The sequence below is a fragment of the Streptomyces sp. NPDC005866 genome, assembly GCF_040629895.1.
In the GTDB taxonomy this organism is placed as follows: Bacteria; Actinomycetota; Actinomycetes; order Streptomycetales; family Streptomycetaceae; genus Streptomyces.
The window spans coordinates 202,673-220,061 of sequence record NZ_JBEXWP010000007.1 but is presented as its reverse complement, the minus strand read 5'-3'; the positions used below and the strand labels follow the sequence as shown (position 1 = coordinate 220,061).

The window sequence follows — 17,389 nt, the reverse complement described above, 5'->3', positions numbered from 1 at the left end:
GGTACGCCGGACGGCCTGAGGCGCGCGTCAAGTTCCGGCCCGTTCAAGGTAGTTGAACGGGGTACCAGCCCGCCCGGCTTGACGTAAAGCCTTGGCTGGGGATTGGCTGTGCGTGATCGGCCGATGGCAGCCCGACAACCAGGAAGTTCCGCGGTGCCCCCAACCCCGCCCCTCTTAGGCCCAGGCCGGACCGTCGCCGAAGGTCCCCTCGTGGCAGCGCACCCCCAGTGCGAACACTGTCCCGACGACGCCCTCGACGACGCCGAACTCATCTCCGCGCGAGCCGCGTTGGCCCAGGGCCGCTGGCAGTTCGCCCGTTCCCTGCTGCTCCACACGGGTGACGACTGGGACCGCCGGGGCCACCGGGTCACCGTCCTCGCCCGCGAGCCCTACGCCGCCGCCTGGGCCCACGATTGGCTGCTCGCCGAGCCCGGCTCCGCGGCTGCCGCCACCCTCTACGCCCTGGCTCTGGTCCGGCGCGCCCTGCGCGGCAGGGAAGCCTCCGACCGGGCCCGCGAGGCCTGCTCCGGCGCCGCCGAGCTCGCCCCGGCCGACCCCACCCCGTGGCTGGGCCTCCTCCTGCTGGCCCGCCACCTCGGTAGCGACGACCAGACGCGCCGCATGTTCGACGAGGTGCGCGGCCGCCATCCCGAGCACCATCACGCCCACCACCTGATGGCCGCCCGCATCGCGGAGACCGAGACAGAGGGGACGTACGAACTGTGCGCCTTCGCGGAACGCTCGGCTGCCGCCGCCCCGGCCGACTCCCCGCTCGCCGTGCTCCCCGTGGTCGCATACACCGAGCGGCACCGCGTGCTCGCCGCCACCGGCCAAGCGCCCGCCGACCCGGCCGCCGCCGGCCACTGGGCCGAGCCGTCCGCCCGTCGTGCCCTGAGCGCGGCCTTCGACTGGTGGCTGGAGTGGGGGATCGAGGAACACCCGCGCCGCCACATCGACCTCAACCACCTCGCCCACGCCACCTCCGGCGCCGGCCGGTACGCGGAGGCGGCGGCCCTGTTTCAGCGCATCGGCCGCCATGTCACCCAGGTGCCGTGGTCCTACCCGGACCGTGACCCGTGCGAGGCGTTCCGGGCGGCCCGGGAGCTCGCGCTCGGAAGTGCATGAGAAGAGGTTGTGGATTTCTTACGGCCGTGCGATTTCCTGGCCTGGCCCGCCCCAAGGGTGTTCGAATGAGTACGTGAACTCTGAACAATCCGAGTCGGGCCGCCCGATCGGCCGCCGGGTGTTCCTCGGCACCATCGGCCTGGGCGCCCTCGGTGTCGTGGCCGCGCCGGTGCTGCAGCGCGGCACCGAGGCGTTCCTGGGCACCCTGTCCGGCAAGGACCCCACGGGCCTGACCGGCCTGCTCCCGAACGGCGGCGGCTTCCGCTACTACTCGGTGGCCGCGTCGGTGCCGGACAAGACCGCCGCGGACTACCAACTGAAGATCGACGGCCTGGTCGACAAGCCGCACACCTACAGCCTGGCCGACCTGCGCGCGCTGCCGCAGACCCGGCTGGTCAAGGACGTCCAGTGCGTGACCGGCTGGCGGGTCCCCGGCACGCCCTTCGAGGGCGTCCGCCTCTCGCACCTGCTGGACCTGGCCGGCGTCCGCGGCACCGCCAAGGCGATCCGTTTCACCTGCTTCGACGGCGTGTACACCGAGAGCCTCACCCTGGACCAGGCGCGGCGGCCGGACATCCTGGTCGCGCTGCGCATGCAGGACAAGGTCATCGGCCACGACCACGGCGGCCCGGTCCGCCTCTACGCCGCCCCCATGTACTTCTACAAATCGGCCAAGTGGCTCTCCGGCATCACGGTGACCGACAAGGTGCAGCCGGGCTACTGGGAGAACCTCGGCTACGACGTCGACGCCTGGGTCGGCCGCTCGAACGGACGTGACGATGAGCCTACGAGCTGAGGCACCGGCCGCCACGGGCCGGCTGCACCGCTTCACCGCCACCGAGCGCTGGATCCACCGCACGACGGCCGCGCTGATGGGCATCTGCGTCCTGACGGCCGCCGTCCTCTACATCCCGCAGCTGGCGATCCTGGTCGGGCGCCGCGAACTGGTCGTGCGCGTCCACGAGTGCGCGGGCCTGGCCCTCCCGGTCCCGGTCCTGCTCGGCCTCGCCTCCCGAGCCTTCCGCAGGGACCTCGGCTTCCTGAACCGCTTCGGCCCCCACGACCGGCTCTGGCTGCATGCCGCCCTGAGCCGCGACAAACGCCCGTCCTCCCGCCCGGCGGGCAAGTTCAACGCCGGCCAGAAGATCTTCGCGAACTGGATCGCCGGCGCGACCCTGGTCATGCTCGCCACGGGCCTGCTGATGTGGTTCACCCACCTCACCCCGCTGATGTGGCGCACCTCGGCCACCTTCGTCCACGACTGGCTGTCCCTGACGGTCGGCGTCGTCCTGGCGGGCCACATCGGGATGGCCATGGCCGACCCGGAGGCGAGACAGGGGCTGCGGACGGGGAAGGTGAGCAGGGAGTGGGCCAAGCGGGAGCATCCGCTGTGGCGGCCGTAGCTCTACCGTTGAGCCGGCACGGCGGAACCCGGCGGTGCCCGGCCGGCCGCACCGTCGGACCCCGCCCACACCCTCAGGTTCCGAAATCCAGCAGCACCTTGCACGACCGGTCCCGGTCGGCCGCCAGCGCGAAGGCGTGCTCCGCCTCCGGTACCGGCACCACCGCGCTGATCAGTCCGTCGAACGTCGGCTCCCGCGTCAGCAACTGCAACGCCTCGTCGAACTCCCCGTCGAAGCGGAACGCGCCCCGTAGTTCGATCTCCCGGGTCACCACCAGGTTCCCGGCGAACGGTGACGGACCCGGCGGCAGCATGCCCAGCTGGACGACCACACCACCGCGCCGCACCAGCCGCAGGCACGTGTCCAGACCCGCCGCCACCCCCGACGCCTCGACGGCCGCGTCCACCTCGGCGGGCCACCCCGCGTCGGCAGGGTCGTCCGCACGTACGACCGTGTCCGCGCCCGCGACCGTCGCGTAGCGCAACGCCTGAGGGAGCAGGTCGGTGACCGTGACCCGGGCCGCCCCGGCCGCCCGCAGCGCCGCCACCACCAGACAGCCGATCGGTCCCGCCCCGGTCACCAGCACATGTTTCCCGGCGACCGCCCCGGCCCGCCGTACCGCGTGCAGCGCGACCGACAGCGGTTCCGCCAGCGCCGCACGGCGCAGGGGGAGACCCTCCGGCAGCGGCCGCAGCTGCTCCGCGGGTACGGCCAGGCGTGCCGCGAAGCCGCCCTGGACGTGCGGGAAACGCGCCGCGCTGCCGAGGTAGCGGGTGTCCCGGCAGACGTTCCGGCGGCCGTCCGCGCACTCCGGGCAGAGCCCGCACGGAGTCGCCGGGTGCACCGCGACCGGCTGACCCGCGAGCGGTCCGGTGACCGCTGTGCCCACTACCTCGTGGCCCAGCACCATCGGCTGCCGCAGCCGGAAGTCGCCGACCCCGCCATGCCGCCAGTAGTGCAGGTCGGAGCCGCAGACACCCCCGTAGCGGACGGCGACCAGGGCCTCGCCGGGGCCGGGCTCCGGGACCGGCAGCTCCGTCACCCTCAGGTCACCCTCGCCATGGATCACACAGCCCAGCATCGCCGTGGCCCCCTTCACAGCACGCTCGTCATACCGCCGTCGACGTACAGCACCTGTCCGCTCACGAAGTCGGCGGCCGGGGAGGCCAGGAACAGCACCCCGCCCACCAGGTCCTCCGTACGGCCCCAGCGGCCGGCCGGGGTGCGGCGGCGCACCCAGGCGCTGAACTCCCCGTCCTCCACGAGGGGCTGGGTCAGCTCGGTCTCGATGTAACCCGGGCCGAGGCCGTTGACCTGGACGCCGTAGGGGCCCCAGTCGGCGCACATGCCCTTGGTGAGCATCTTCAGCGCGCCCTTGGTCGCCGCGTAGGGGGCGATACCGGGGCGCACCACCTCGCTCTGCAGCGAGCAGATGTTGACGATCTTGCCGTGGCCGCGGGCGGTCATGTGCCGGGCGGCTTCCCTGCCCACGAGGAACGCGCTGGTCAGATTGGTGTTCAGGATGCGGTGCCAGTCCGCGTCGGTGAACTCCAGCAGGGGGGCGCGCAGTTGCATGCCCGCGTTGTTGACCAGGATGTCGAGCGGGCCCACCCGCTCCTCGACGTCCGCGATGCCGGCGGCCACCGAGGGCCCGTCGGTCACGTCGAACACCGCCGTGTGGACACGGTCGCCGGGCACCGAGGCCGCGGCCTTCGCCAGCCGGTGCGGGTCCCGGCCGTTGAGGACCACCGTGCATCCGGCCTCCGCCAGGCCCCGGGCCAGCGCGAGGCCGATGCCCCGGCTGGAGCCCGTGACCAGAGCGGTCCGGCCGCCGATGTCGAAGAGGGGGTGAGCCGTCATCGTCGTAGCCCGCCTAGATGATGAGGGAGAGGAGGAGGACCAGGCCGCCCGCGACCACCGAGATGATCGTCTCCATGATCGACCAGGTCTTGACGGTCTGCCCGACGCTCAGCCCGAAGTACTCCTTGACCAGCCAGAACCCGGCGTCGTTGACATGGCTGAAGAAGAGCGAACCGGCGCCGATGGCCAGGACCAGCAGGGCCGTGTGGGCGGTCGACATGTCGGCGGCCAGCGGGGCCACCAGACCGGCCGCCGAGACCGTGGCCACCGTCGCCGAGCCCGTCGCCAGCCTGATGGCCACCGCGATCAGCCAGGCCAGCAGCAGCGCCGGGATCGACCAGTCCTTGGATATCTCCAGGATCATCTGGCCGACACCGCAGTCGATCAGCGTCTGCTTGAAGCCGCCGCCCGCGCCGACGATCAGGAGGATGCCCGCGATGGGCATCAGGCCCTTCTCGACCGTCTGCTGGAGCCGACCCTTGGAGAACCCGGCCGGCCGGCCCAGCGTGAAGAAACCGACGATCACGGCCGCGAGCAGGGCGATCAGCGGGGAGCCGATGACATCGAAGACGCGCTGGACGGTGTGGTCCGGGTTGTCGACGACGATGTCCACCAGCGCCTTGGCCAGCATCAGCACGACCGGGAGCAGGATCGTGGCAAGCGTGGCGCCGAAGCCGGGGCGCCTGTCCAACTCCTCCGAGGGGCGCTGCGGCAGCATCCGGTCGGGGGCCGGGACATCCACCCAGCGGGCCGCGACCTTGGAGAACAGCGGACCGGCGATGATCACGGTCGGGATGGCGACCAGAACGCCGAGGGCCAGGGTCACGCCCAGGTTGGCGCCGACCGCGTCGATCGCGACCAGCGGGCCGGGGTGCGGCGGCACCAGGCCGTGCATCACGGAGAGCCCGGCCAGCGCCGGGATGCCGATGCGCATCAGGGAGTAGTTGCCGCGCTTGGCGACCATCAGTACCACCGGGATCAGCAGCACGATGCCGACCTCGAAGAACAGCGGCAGACCGATCACGGAGGCGATCAGCACCATCGCCCACGGCATGGCCCGCCCGCCGGCCTTGGCGAGGATGGTGTCGACGATCTGGTCGGCGCCGCCGGAGTCGGCGAGCAGCTTGCCGAGGATCGCGCCGAGGGCGATCAGCACACCGACGCCGGCGACCGTGGAGCCGAGGCCGGTGGTGAAACTGGTGATGACCTTGTCCAGCGGCGCCCCGGCGAACGCGCCGAGCGCGAGCGAGCCGATGGTCAGTGCCAGGAAGGCGTGAAGCTTGAACTTGGTGATGAGCAGGACGATGACGGCGATGCCCGCAAGGACGGCGATGCCGAGCTGGGCATGTCCGGCCGAGGTGATGGGCGCGACGGTGTCCGCTGCCAGCATCTCGACGCTGAGTCTGGTCACGGGGTTTCCTTGAAGTTATGGGGACAGAAGGGGAGTTACTGCGGGGTGAGGTCGGGCAGCGCGTCCAGCGCACGCACGGCCCGTGCGGTGATCTCCTCGGGGCTGCCGATGACGTCCACGGCGACGCCCGGCTCGTCCGCCTCCAGCGGCTGGAGCGCGGCGAACTGGGAGTCCAGCAGGGCGGTCGGCATGAAGTGACCCTGCCGGTGCGACATCCGGTCCTCGATGAGCTTCCGGTCACCGGTGAGGTGCACGAAGACGACGCCCGGGGCGGCGGCGCGGAGCCGGTCCCGGTACGACCGCTTCAGCGCGGAGCTGCTGACCACCCCGCCCAGCCCTTCCCGCCCGTGCGCCCAGGTGCCGATGGCGTCCAGCCACGGCCACCGGTCGGCGTCCTCGAGCGGGTGCCCGGCCGACATCTTCGCGATGTTGGCCGGCGGGTGGAAGTCGTCGCCCTCGGCGTACGGGACGCCGAGCCGGGCGGCGAGCAGGGGACCGATGGTGGTCTTGCCCGTGCCGGCGACGCCCATCACCACGACGACGTGGGGGGTCCGCATCACTGCCTCGCTGTCTTCCTCGGGATTGCTCAACGAGAGGCACCGGCGTAGGACATCCGGTGTCGGCCTCACTGAAACCCATTAGGTACGATGAATTCAAGAGTCTGTGACAAATAAGTCTGACTTTTTGGCCCTGTGATCCACTCGGTACGCTGAGTGCATGAGCACCATGGGCCGGGGGCTGCACGGCCGCGTACTGGACACCCTCGGCCCCGCCATCACTGCGGGTGAGTACCCGCCGGGCAGCGTCCTGCGCACGGACGAGCTGGCCCAGCACTTCGAGGTGTCGCGCTCCGTGATGCGCGAGGCGGTCCGGGTCCTCGAATCCATGCACCTGGTCGAGTCCCGCCGCCGGGTCGGCGTGACGGTCCTCCCCAAGGCCGAGTGGAACGTCTACGACCCGCAGGTGATCCGCTGGCGGCTGGCCGGCGCCGACCGCCCCCACCAGTTGCGCTCGCTCACGGTGCTGCGCTCGGCGATCGAGCCCGTGGCCGCGCAGCTGGCGGCGAAGAGCGCCACGGCGGAGCAGTGCGCTGAGCTCACCGAGTGCGCTCTCGGCATGGTGGCCAACTCACGCGGCCACCGGCTGGAGCAGTACCTCATCCACGACATGGCGTTCCACCGGGTGATCCTCAATGCCTCCGGCAACGAGATGTTCGCCCGGCTCGGCGATGTCGTCGCCGAGGTCCTCGCGGGCCGTACCCACCACGAGGTGATGTTCGAGGACCCCGACCCGGCCGCCGTCACCCTCCATGTGCAGGTCGCCGAGGCGGTACGGGAGGGCGACGCGGTCCGCGCGGAACAGCTGACCCGCGAGATCACGGTGGGCGCCCTCCAGGAGCTGGACATCCTGGCGCCCTAGTCCAGGAAGTCACCGTCCACGTACACCCAGGCTCCGTCGACACGCTCGAACCGGCTGAGTTCATGCAGGGACCCACCCCGGTACGACGCCCGGAATTCCACGGTCCCCGCGGAGTGGAACGCGGACCCGTCACCCGCCCCCAGGATCTCCAGGCCCGTCCATCGCACGCCCGGGTCGAGGTCGAGCCGCGCGGGCCGCGTCCGCGGATGCCAGGTACGCAACAGATACGCCGAGTCCTCCGTCACGAACGCGCTGTACCGCGACCGCATCAGCGCCTCGGCGGTCGGCGCGGCAGCACCGGAGTGGTACCGGCCGCAGCACTCGTCGTACGACCGGGGCAGACCGCAGGGGCAGGAGGGGTGGTGATCGGGGGCGGAGCCGTGCTGCCGCGGGGACCGCGAGCTACGTCGGGACATGGGATCCAATCTGGTGCGTTCAGAGCCCGCTCTCCATCGCGATCCGAGGAAGCCGCGACTTTGACTGGGACGCAGCCGCCCCCCTACGCCGACTCGGCGTTGGTGGGCGGCTGCGCCGGACGCGCCGGCACGGCCGGGGTCGGCAGCGCGGGCAGCGCCGCGCCGTGCACCCAGGCGTCGAAGAGCCCGTCCAGCGGCTCGTCCGCGAACCGGTTGACGTGCGCCGTGAACATGGCGGTCGTCACGCTCCCGCCCCGGTGCAGCCCCGCCCAGGCCCGCAGCATGTGGAAGAACCGCTCGTCGCCGAGCGCGCAGCGGATCGCGTGGATCGTGACCCCGCCGCGCTCGTAGAGCCGGTCGTCGAACATCGCCTTGCGGCCCGGATCGGCGATCCGGATGTCCTGCGGCAGCCCGGACAGCAACCGGTGTGCGACGGCCGCCAGTTGCTGGGCGCTGCGACCGCCGGACCGCTCCGACCACAGCCACTCCGCGTACTTGGCGAGCCCCTCGTTCAGCCAGATGTGCCGCCAGTCCGCGATGGACACGCTGTTGCCGAACCACTGGTGCGCCAACTCGTGCGCCACCAGCCGCTCCGAACCCCGCGCCCCGTCCACGTGGTTGACGCCGAACAGCGACAACCCCTGTGCCTCGACGGGGACGTCGAACTCCTCGTCGGTGACGACGACGGCGTATTCCCCGAACGGGTACGGCCCGAACAGCCGCTGGAACAGGTCCATCATCGCGGGCTGCCGCGCGAAGTCCCGCGAGAACTCGGGCAGCAGATGCGCGGGTATGTGTCCGTGCATCGGAATCCCGCCGAAGCCCGGGTCGCCCAGCAGCACCGTCTGGAACTTGGCGATCGCGAGGCCCACCAGATAGCTCGACGTCGGAGCCGCCTGCTCGTACACCCAGGTCGTCGTGGACGCCTTCGTGGTGCGGGTCAGCAGCTTGCCGCCGGACACCACCGAGTAAGCCGACGGGCAGGTGACCGAGATCAGGTAGGACGCCTTGTCGGCCGGCCGGTCGTTGCACGGGAACCAGGAGGGCGCGCCGATCGGCTGGCTCGCCACCATCGCGCCGTCCGTCAGCTCCTCCCAGCCGATCGCGCCCCAGGGGCTGTTCACCGGCTTGGGGTTGCCCGACCAGTGGATCTCCACGGTGAACGCGGCCCCGGCCCGCAGCGGCTTGGCGGGCTTCACCCGCAACTTGCCGCCCCGGTGCGTGTAGTGGGGCTGGCGGTCGTCCACCCGGATCCGGCCGATCTTGAAGTCGGCCAGATTCAGCTGGAACTCGGACAGGGCCGCCCGGCCCGCAATGGCGTTGATCCGGACCGAGCCGGCCAGTCGGTTGGGGCCGGGCCGGTAGTCCAGCGTGAGTTCATAGCGATGCACCCGGTACCGGGGATCGCCGTTGTCCGGGAAATACGGGTCCGGACCCACTGACTGCTGCACTGCCACTTCCGTGTTCGCTCCCTGCGCCTTGCTCGAACCGTCCCTCGGTGCACCGATGCCCGCGGCCACCGAACGGCCCGCGCTCAGGGACGCCATGCCTCGATCGGGTTGCCGAGCCAGCGGGTGTCGTCGGGGACCGACTCCGCCGCCATGACGAGCGACGCCGGACCCAGGGTGGTGCGGGCCCCGATCGTGCTGCCGGGCAGCACGATCCCGCCAGGACCCAGCGTGGCGCCCTCACGGAGTACCACAGTATCCGTCCGCAAGATCCGGTCGTGGAAGAGGTGAGTCTGCAGGACACAGCCGCGATTCACGGTCGCCGCGTCCTCCAGGGTCACCAGATCCGTCTCCGGCAGCCAGTAGCTCTCGACCCAGACGCCCTCGCCGATCCGCGCGCCGAGGCCGCGCAGCCAGGCCGTCATCACCGGAGTACCCGGAACGGAGCCGGCCAGCCACGGCACCGCCAGCACCTCGACGAAGGTGTCCGCCAGCTCGTTGCGCCACACGAACGAGCTCCACAGCGGGTGCTCCGCACTGCGGTGCCGCCCGACCAGCAGCCACTTGGCCAGCACGGACACCAGGCCCGCGGCCGCACCGGCGGCGAGCAGCACCAGACCGGACAGCACCGGAGCCCACGCACCCAGCGCGCACAGCGTCGCCACCGTCAGCCCGGCCAGCGCCGCCGAGCACAGCACCGGTACGATCCTGCACAGCTCCACCAGAGCGCGCGCCCACAGCATCCGCGCGGGCGGCTCGTAGGTCCGGCTCTGGTCCCCGTCCGCCGCACTGCGCGGCAGCTTCACCGGCGGCAGCCCCAGGTACGACGTGCCCTTCTTGGCCTTCTTCGGCGTCGCCGACAGCACACCCACCAGACCGCCGTCCGGCACACTGCGGCCCGGCGCGGTCATCCCGGAGTTCCCCAGGAACGCCCGCCGCCCGATCTCCGCACGCCCGATCCGCATCCAGCCGCCACCGAGCTCGTACGGCGCGGTCAGCGTGTCGTCGGCCAGGAACGCGCCCTCGCCGACTGTCGTCAGGCTCGGCAGCGCGAGCACCGTCGACACCTCCGCGCCGCGCCCGATCCGCATCCCGAGCAGCCGCAGCCACACGGGCGTGACCAGACCGGCGTAGAGCGGGAACAGGGTGTCACGGGAGCGGTCCATCAGCTGGGAGACCGTCCAGGCCTGCCAGCCGATCCGGCTGTGCGTCGGATGCGTGCCGACCCTGAGGCCCAGGCTGAGCAGCCGTACGGCGACCAGGATCAGCAGCGCGTACACGAGCCCGAAGGTCAGCGTGGCCGGGACCAGCGCGACGGCCGCGCCCCGCAGGGCCTCGGCGAGGCCGTTCCCGGGGGCCACGAAACGCCCGGCCACCAGCAGCGCGGCGGCACCCGCGAGCACCGGCATCGCGCTGAGCCCGAGGCCCGTCAGGCCGTACATCACCCGCCAGTAGGTGCCGCGCTGCGGCCGCTGCTTGGGCCAGTTCCGCTTGGCCTTGCCCAGCTTGACCGCCGGGGCGCCGGCCCAGCGCTGGCCGGTCGGGATCTGCCCGGTGACCGCCGAGCCGGGGGCCACCTCGGCACGCTTGCCGACGCGGGCGCCCGGGAAGAGGATGCCGCGCGTCCCGACGACCGCGTGGGCGCCGATCCTGACCGGGCCGATCACCAGCCGGTCACCGTCCAGCCAGTGGCCGGACAGGTCCACCTCGGACTCCACGGCCGCGCCACGCCCCACCTTGAGCAGGCCGGTGACCGGCGGCAGCGAGTGCAGATCCACCTCGGGACCGATCCTGGCGCCCAGCGCCCGTGCGTACCGCTCCAGCCAGGACCCGGTCAGCGTGGTCGCCCCGGTGAACTCGGCCAGCCGCTCCGCCGTCCACAGCCGCAGATGGACGGAGCCACCGCGCGGGTACCTGCCGGGCCTCACACCCCGCAGCAGCAGCCGCGCGCCACCGGCGGCGACCGCGATCCGGCCGGGCGGCGTGTACAGGACCAGGGCCCCCACGGCGACCAGCCACCAGGGCGCGGTGGGCAGCCAGCCGTAGCCGCTCAGCACATTGCCGAGCGCGGCCAGCACCACGGTCCAGCGCAGCCCGAGCAGGGTGAACAGCGGGAGCAGCACCATGAGCTGCACCAGCTGGGCGGCGCGCGGCACCGGCGCGACCGTCCGCCGGGCACCGTCGTCCTGCGCGGACCCCTCCAGGTGGCGGGCGAGCTTGCGCAGCACCGGCTGCTGGTAGATGTCGAGGACGGCCGCGCTCGGGTAGCGGGTGCGCAGCCGGGTGGTGAGCTGGGCGGCGGACAGGCTGCCGCCGCCGATCGCGAAGAAGTCGTCGCAGGCACCGCTCACCGGGATGCCGAGGACCTCGGTCCACTGCTCGGCGAGCCAGGCCTCGGTGCCGTACAGCTGCTCGGCCTTGCCGGCCGTCTCCAGGCCTTCCAGGGGCCAGGGCAGGGCGTTGCGGTCGACCTTGCCGGAGGTGCGGGTGGGCAGCTCGTCGACGGGCGCGAGCAGCGGGACGAGGGCCGCGGGCAGCTCGGCGCGCAGCTTCTCCACGGCGGCCGCGTGGTCCCAGCCGTCCTGGGTGACGACATAGCCGACGAGCAGCTGGTTGCCGCCGCGCGCGGTCCGTACGGCCGCCGCGGCGCCCGCGACGCCGGGCAGCGCCTGGAGGGCGGCGTCGACCTCGCCGAGCTCGATACGACGGCCGCCGAGCTTGATCTGCTCGTCCGCGCGCCCGATGAACACCAGTCCCTCGCGGTCGGCGCGCACCAGGTCACCGCTGCGGTACGCCCGCTCCCAGCCCAGCGACTCCAGGGGCGCGTACTTCTCCGCGTCCTTCTCGGCGTCGAGGTACCGGGCGAGGCCGACCCCGCCGATCACCAGCTGACCGCTCCCGCCCAGGGACACGGGCGCGCCGGCGTCGTCCACGACGGCGAGCTCCCAGCCGTTCAGCGGCAGCCCGATACGAATCGGCTCCGCGCCGGTCATCAGGGCGGCACAGGCCACGACGGTGGCCTCGGTGGGCCCGTAGGTGTTCCAGACCTCGCGGCCCTCGGTGACCAGCCGCTGCGCCAGCTCGGGCGGGCAGGCCTCGCCGCCGAAGATCAGCAGGCGGACGTCGTTGAGGGTCTCGGGCTCCCAGAGCGCGGCCAGGGTCGGCACGGTCGAGACGACGGTGATCTCCTGCTCGACCAGCCAGGGGCCGAGATCGGCGCCGCTGCGGACCTGGGAGCGGGGCACCGGCACCAGGCAGGCGCCGTAGCGCCAGGCCAGCCACATCTCCTCGCAGGAGGCGTCGAAGGCCACCGAGAGGCCCGCCATGACCCGGTCGCCCGGGCCGATCGGATCCTCGGTGAGGAACAGCGCCGCCTCGGCGTCCACGAAGGCGGCGGCGCTGCGGTGGGTGACGGCGACGCCCTTGGGCTTGCCGGTGGAGCCGGAGGTGAAGATGATCCAGGCGTCGTGCTCGGGGCCGGGCCGGCCGGCGGTACGGCCCTGCGCGCGGCGGACATCGATGTGCAGGCCCGCGCCGAGGACGGCCGCGACCTCCGCCTCCCCGAACACCAGTGCGGCCCGCTCGTCCGGGTCCTCGGCGTCCACCGGGACATAGGCGGCACCGGCCGCGAGCACGCCGAGCACGGCGATGTACAGATCGTTGGTCCCGGACGGCACCCGGACGCCCACGCGGTCGCCGAGCCCGATCCCGGCCTCGGCGAGCCGCCGCCGCAGCCGCTCAACCTCGACCGCGAGCGCGCGATAGGTGAGCTGGGCGCCGCCGTCGTCCAGTGCGGGCTCGTCAGGGTGGGCCCGCACAGTTGCTTCGAACACGTCCACGAGCGTGCGCGGCGAGGCCGCCGCTCCCGCCGAGAACCGTGCCTTGTTCCCGAACTCCTCGCGGATCTCTTCGTCGAGCAGGCCGAGAGCATTGCTCTCGTCAATGGCTGCCATCCGGTCCTCGCGTCTCGTTCCCGGAACCTCCGGGGTGCCGGCGGGCCCTCAGGTCTGCCTGGGGTTATCCGGCTCCGGCTTGGTGACAAGCCGGAAATATTAGTACGACGCTAGGCTGTCGTTCATCTTGCGGCCATTTCAAAGCAGCCGTTCGGAGCAGTCTGTTGAATCTTAAGCCACCTCTGACCGGGCCTTCTCGGAGCGTGACGAGAGATGAGACACACAGCGTGAGATGGGTCAACGCAGTGTAAAGAAGGTCAACGCACCGTGAGGCGGGCCGATTCCACGGGCCCGATGCCACTGCCCCGACTCCACTGGCGCGACGGCGCGCACGACGACGGCCGGTGCCGTGGCGGGGAGGGGAGATCGCCGCGGAACCGGCCGTCGCCGTCGGGGCGGTGCGGATCAGGCGGCGCTGACCTCGGCCCAGATGGACTTGCCCCAGGGCAGATTGCCCACGCCCCAGCGGCCCGAGCACAGCGTGTCCAGGATCAGCAGACCGCGCCCTCGGTCGCGTTCGACGGAGATGGGCCGCAGTCGCGGATGGTGGTTCAGCGGGTCGTGGACCTCGACCCGGGTCCGGGAGCCGTCGGTGTCGATGAGGAGGCGCACCGGGTCGTCCGGGTCGGTCTCATAGCGCAGGGAGTTGGTGACCAGCTCGCAGGTGACCAGGGCGACGGCGTCGACATGGTCGCGGGAGGCGGCCGGGGTGTGATGGGTGATGAAGTCGCTCACGAACAGCCGTGCCGCCCTGGCCGACTGAGGCTCGCTCGCCAATAACAGGACCGGCGACGGGGCGACTTGCAGTGCACGGGTTTCGGTCGTGGTGCTCCGCTGGCGTTCGATCATGTAGATCCCCTCACGGGCATGTCCCAACGCAGGCAGGGTGGTTCGCCATGCGAGTGCGGTCACTTTCGCATTTCCCGGATTCATGGTGCCTTCACGGCACGGTAGACCGCAATACGTCCCGCGTGATGTGAAAAATTGCGCACCCCTGCGAGAGACTTGCGGGACAACCCGTCAGCCGGTGGCGAGGGTTGGGGCGGCACGGCAGACTGTCGGGCAGTTCACCGGACAGAAGGGGGAAGCCGTGAGCACGCCCACGGTGCGCCGGCGACGGCTCGGTGCGAAGTTGCGCGAACTGCGCGGCGAACTCACCCTCGACGAGGTCGCGGAGCACTCCGAAGGCGCGTTCGTCTCCTCGAAGCTGTCCCGGATGGAGACCGGCAAGACCGCCCCCAAGGCAGCGGACATCCAGGCGCTGCTCGACCTGTACACCGCACTCGGCCGCGACGTGAGCGACGAACTGCGCGCGGCCCTGATCACACTCACCAAGGAGGGCGGCCGCCGCGACTGGTGGCACTCGTACCGGGGTGTCCTCACGCCGGTGTACGAGGACCTGATCAGTCTGGAGGCCGAGGCAGAGACGGTCTCCACCTGGCAGTTGGGAATGATCCCAGGACTGCTCCAGACCGCCGAGTACGCCCGGGAGATCATCCGGGCGACCGCCATGTCCGAGGCGGTCGAGGCACGGGTCGACGCGCTGGTCGAAGTGCGGCTGGCACGCCAGGCCGTCCTCACCCGCGACAGCGACCCGCTGGCGCTCTGGGCGATCATCTCCGAACAGGCCCTGCGCTGCACCACCGAGGATCCTGCCCTGATGTACGAGCAGTTGGGGCGCCTGCTTACGATGGGACGGCGCCCGAACATCAACATCCAGGTACTGCGCTCGGACGCCCCCCTGCACGCCGGACTGACCGGCACCTTCAGCATCCTGGGCTTCGGTCCGCACACGGACCTGGACGTCGTCCACCAGGAAGGGCTGACCTCCGCCCTGTACATCGAGGAACGTGATCGGGTCAGCACGCACCGGGCCGCGTGGCAACGCCTCACGTCTGCCGCCGAGTCCGTCGAGGCGTCGGTGGAACTGATCACCCAGATAAGGAAGAACGAATAGCGAATGAAGCACGTTGACGACGCGTCGACTCTGCCGGTGACCTGGTGGAAGTCCTCGGCGTCCGCATCACAGTCCGACTGCGTGGAATGCGGGATCGTCGACGAGGCGACGGTCGCTGTCCGCGACAGCAAGCGGCCCTACGGGCCCGCGCTGCTGCTGGGCCGAGCGACACTCTCCGCATTCACCTCGGCCGTGACGCTCGGGCACGGCCGAATAGGCCGCCTCGGCTGAGCAAGCGGCCGAAAGGCTCCAACCGGGTACGGCGAGCAGCGGGTACGGCGAGAGCCACCGGGAGGTGGCCGCCCGTGCCTCCCCCGAAAACCAAGAAACCCCTGCTCAGCAGGGGTTTCTTCATGGCGCCCAAGGGGGACTCCTACGCGTGTCACGATCGCCGGTCAGCCGACGATCGTCCAGGTGTCCCCGCCGGCCGGCAGTGCCGCCAGGTCGCCCGTGCCGTGCTGCTCCACCGCCGTGTCCAGCCGCTCGGACATCTGGGTGTCGTGGACAGGCCTCTGCACCGAGCGGAAGATGCCTCGGCAGTGGTCACATCACTCGGCGACATCCGAGACGTGCTCGCCGCCGCCGCACAGGACAAGGCCGACGTCTACCAGAACCTCGGACTCAAGCTCACCTACGAGCGCGGAAAAAAGCTTGTGCGGGCCGAGGCTCAGCTCGACCCGCACAAGTTGGAATATCGTCAGTGTCCGAGGGGGGACTTGAACCCCCACGCCCGATAAAGGGCACTAGCACCTCAAGCTAGCGCGTCTGCCATTCCGCCACCCGGACAAGGTGTCTGTCGCGCGGAGTTTCCCCTCGCGGCGACGAAGGAAACACTACCAGGCTCTCGAGGGTGGCCGATCACACCCCGTTCCGGGGACGGGCGGGCGTGAACGGCGTGTAACCGGACCGGGACCGGTCTTGGGCTCGGAGCGGGAAGGGAGAGAGGATGACAGGGACCGGCCGGCAGTGACAGCGGAGGGAAGCAGCGTGAGCGAGACGGACACGGCCAGGAGCGTCACCGGCGAGGACGAGGTCGTGGACCTCTGCCGCGAGCTGATCCGCTTCGACACCAGCAACTACGGCGACCACTCCGGGCCGGGCGAGCGCAAGGCCGCCGAGTGGGTGGCCGAGAAGCTCGCCGAGGTCGGGCTGGAACCGAAGATCTTCGAGTCGCACCCGGGCCGCGCCTCGACGGTGGCCCGCATCGAGGGAGCGGACCCGACCCGGCCCGCCCTGCTGATCCACGGCCACCTGGACGTCGTACCGGCCAACGCCGACGACTGGACGCACCACCCGTTCTCCGGCGAGATCGCGGACGGGTGCGTGTGGGGCCGGGGCGCGGTCGACATGAAGGACATGGACGCGATGACCCTGGCGGTCGTACGGGACCGGCTGCGCAGTGGCCGCAAGCCGCCCCGGGACATCGTGCTCGCGTTCCTCGCCGACGAGGAGGCCGGCGGCACCTGGGGCGCCCGGCATCTCGTCGACCATCACCCCGACCTCTTCGAGGGCGTCACCGAGGCGATCAGCGAGGTGGGCGGCTTCTCCTTCACGGTGAACGAGCAGCGGCGGCTCTATTTGATCCAGACGGCCGAGAAGGGCATGCACTGGATGAGGCTGAAGGTGGCCGGCACCGCCGGGCACGGCTCGATGATCCACCGCGACAACGCGATCACCGAGCTGTCGGAGGCCGTGGCCCGGCTCGGCCGGCACCGGTTCCCGGTGCGGGTCACCAAGACCACCCGGGCCTTCCTGGACGAACTGGGCGACGCGCTCGGCACCGAACTGGACCCGGAGGACATGGAGTCGACGCTGGCCCGGCTCGGCGGCATCGCCAAGCTCATCGGCGCGACCCTCAGCAACACCGCCAACCCCACCCAGCTGAACGCCGGTTACAAGGTCAACGTCATCCCCGGCGAGGCCACCGCGCACGTGGACGGCCGCTTCCTGCCCGGCCACGAGGAGGAGTTCCTCGCCGACCTCGACCGGATCCTCGGCCCGCACGTGGTCCGGGAAGACGTGCACTCCGACAAGGCGCTGGAGACCTCCTTCGACGGCGCGCTGGTGGACGCCATGCAGTCCTCACTGCTGGCCGAGGACCCCACCGCCAAGGCGATCCCCTACATGCTCTCCGGCGGCACCGACGCCAAGTCCTTCGACGACCTCGGCATCCGCGGCTTCGGCTTCGCGCCGCTCAAGCTGCCGCCGGAGCTCGACTTCGCGGGCATGTTCCACGGGGTGGACGAGCGGGTGCCGGTGGACGGTCTGCAGTTCGGCGTCCGAGTACTCGACCGATTCATCGACGCGTCGTGAAGCAGTGGCTTCAGCTAATCGGGCGGCTGTGCGAGCCGGACTGAAAAGAGTGAATGCGACGATAAGCTCGTAGCTCCATTACTC

General features: G+C 71.2%; 16 protein-coding genes, 1 tRNA gene and 1 pseudogene. 8 read left to right on the top strand and 10 right to left on the bottom strand.

The window, feature by feature from the left end:
* Window positions 1–210 precede the first annotated feature (210 nt).
* The 3 genes from ABZ396_RS13470 to ABZ396_RS13460 all read left to right on the top strand — a co-directional run bounded on the left by ABZ396_RS13470 (window position 211) and on the right by ABZ396_RS13460 (window position 2,528).
* Window positions 211–1,125, top strand: a complete 915-nt coding sequence (locus ABZ396_RS13470) for a hypothetical protein (protein WP_358915421.1) — start codon at window positions 211–213, stop codon at window positions 1,123–1,125.
* Between the two features lie 73 nt (window positions 1,126–1,198).
* Window positions 1,199–1,921, top strand: coding sequence for a molybdopterin-dependent oxidoreductase (locus tag ABZ396_RS13465; RefSeq protein WP_358915419.1), 723 nt, complete (start codon window positions 1,199–1,201; stop codon window positions 1,919–1,921).
* A complete protein-coding gene (locus ABZ396_RS13460; protein WP_358915417.1) occupies window positions 1,905–2,528 on the top strand; it encodes a cytochrome b/b6 domain-containing protein in 624 nt (207 codons plus the stop codon). The genes ABZ396_RS13465 and ABZ396_RS13460 overlap by 17 nt, the downstream gene beginning before the upstream one ends.
* 73 nt (window positions 2,529–2,601) lie before the next feature.
* On the opposite strand, the gene ABZ396_RS13455 is transcribed toward ABZ396_RS13460, so the two are convergent.
* The 4 genes from ABZ396_RS13455 to ABZ396_RS13440 are packed head-to-tail and all read right to left on the bottom strand — an operon-like array spanning window position 2,602 to window position 6,356.
* Complete coding sequence (locus ABZ396_RS13455) at window positions 2,602–3,609, bottom strand: L-idonate 5-dehydrogenase (protein ID WP_358915583.1); 1,008 nt, start codon at window positions 3,607–3,609, stop codon at window positions 2,602–2,604.
* Window positions 3,610–3,623: 14 nt separating this feature from the next.
* Window positions 3,624–4,388 (bottom strand): SDR family oxidoreductase, encoded by a 765-nt coding sequence (locus ABZ396_RS13450; RefSeq protein ID WP_358915416.1) that lies wholly within the window; start codon window positions 4,386–4,388, stop codon window positions 3,624–3,626.
* A 13-nt stretch (window positions 4,389–4,401) separates the two neighbouring features.
* Window positions 4,402–5,799 (bottom strand): gluconate:H+ symporter, encoded by a 1,398-nt coding sequence (locus ABZ396_RS13445; RefSeq protein WP_358915414.1) that lies wholly within the window; start codon window positions 5,797–5,799, stop codon window positions 4,402–4,404.
* Window positions 5,800–5,834: 35 nt separating this feature from the next.
* Window positions 5,835–6,356, bottom strand: coding sequence for a gluconokinase (locus ABZ396_RS13440; RefSeq protein WP_358915412.1), 522 nt, complete (start codon window positions 6,354–6,356; stop codon window positions 5,835–5,837).
* Between the two features lie 160 nt (window positions 6,357–6,516).
* Between ABZ396_RS13440 and ABZ396_RS13435 the strand changes: the two genes are divergently transcribed.
* Window positions 6,517–7,218 (top strand): FadR/GntR family transcriptional regulator, encoded by a 702-nt coding sequence (locus ABZ396_RS13435; RefSeq protein ID WP_358915410.1) that lies wholly within the window; start codon window positions 6,517–6,519, stop codon window positions 7,216–7,218.
* Here the strand turns inward: ABZ396_RS13435 and ABZ396_RS13430 are convergent.
* From ABZ396_RS13430 to ABZ396_RS13415, 4 genes are all read right to left on the bottom strand, one after another.
* Window positions 7,215–7,634: a YchJ family metal-binding protein gene (locus tag ABZ396_RS13430; RefSeq protein WP_358915408.1), complete on the bottom strand. Its 420-nt coding sequence runs from the start codon at window positions 7,632–7,634 to the stop codon at window positions 7,215–7,217. The two genes, ABZ396_RS13435 and ABZ396_RS13430, sit on opposite strands and share 4 nt — an antisense overlap.
* Before the next feature lie 83 nt (window positions 7,635–7,717).
* A complete protein-coding gene (locus tag ABZ396_RS13425; RefSeq protein ID WP_358915406.1) occupies window positions 7,718–9,091 on the bottom strand; it encodes a M1 family metallopeptidase in 1,374 nt (457 codons plus the stop codon).
* Window positions 9,092–9,168: 77 nt separating this feature from the next.
* Window positions 9,169–13,035: a Pls/PosA family non-ribosomal peptide synthetase gene (locus ABZ396_RS13420; RefSeq protein WP_358915404.1), complete on the bottom strand. Its 3,867-nt coding sequence runs from the start codon at window positions 13,033–13,035 to the stop codon at window positions 9,169–9,171.
* Window positions 13,036–13,440: 405 nt separating this feature from the next.
* Window positions 13,441–13,770 (bottom strand): ATP-binding protein, encoded by a 330-nt coding sequence (locus ABZ396_RS13415; RefSeq protein ID WP_358915402.1) that lies wholly within the window; start codon window positions 13,768–13,770, stop codon window positions 13,441–13,443.
* A gap of 355 nt (window positions 13,771–14,125) precedes the next feature.
* Here ABZ396_RS13415 and ABZ396_RS13410 point away from each other — a divergent pair, with 355 nt between their 5' ends.
* Together ABZ396_RS13410 and ABZ396_RS13405 are read left to right on the top strand one after the other, a co-directional pair.
* The gene (locus ABZ396_RS13410) at window positions 14,126–14,992 is read left to right on the top strand and encodes a helix-turn-helix transcriptional regulator (protein ID WP_352220058.1); all 867 of its coding nucleotides are present in this window, start codon (window positions 14,126–14,128) and stop codon (window positions 14,990–14,992) included.
* Between the two features lie 3 nt (window positions 14,993–14,995).
* On the top strand, window positions 14,996–15,223 hold the full coding sequence (locus ABZ396_RS13405; RefSeq protein WP_358915400.1) for a DUF397 domain-containing protein: 228 nt from the start codon (window positions 14,996–14,998) through the stop codon (window positions 15,221–15,223).
* A 164-nt stretch (window positions 15,224–15,387) separates the two neighbouring features.
* Here the strand turns inward: ABZ396_RS13405 and ABZ396_RS13400 are convergent.
* Window positions 15,388–15,525, bottom strand: a pseudogene (locus ABZ396_RS13400) (2-oxoacid:ferredoxin oxidoreductase subunit beta); the annotation flags it as partial.
* Window positions 15,526–15,531: 6 nt separating this feature from the next.
* On the opposite strand from ABZ396_RS13400, the gene ABZ396_RS13395 reads away from it, so the two are divergent.
* On the top strand, window positions 15,532–15,729 hold the full coding sequence (locus ABZ396_RS13395; RefSeq protein ID WP_358915398.1) for a hypothetical protein: 198 nt from the start codon (window positions 15,532–15,534) through the stop codon (window positions 15,727–15,729).
* On the opposite strand, the gene ABZ396_RS13390 is transcribed toward ABZ396_RS13395, so the two are convergent.
* Window positions 15,694–15,778: transfer RNA gene (locus ABZ396_RS13390), tRNA-Leu, on the bottom strand. The two genes, ABZ396_RS13395 and ABZ396_RS13390, sit on opposite strands and share 36 nt — an antisense overlap.
* Window positions 15,779–15,979: 201 nt before the next feature.
* Between ABZ396_RS13390 and ABZ396_RS13385 the strand changes: the two genes are divergently transcribed.
* Window positions 15,980–17,305 (top strand): M20/M25/M40 family metallo-hydrolase, encoded by a 1,326-nt coding sequence (locus ABZ396_RS13385; protein ID WP_358915396.1) that lies wholly within the window; start codon window positions 15,980–15,982, stop codon window positions 17,303–17,305.
* The last annotated feature ends 84 nt before the right edge of the window (window positions 17,306–17,389 follow it).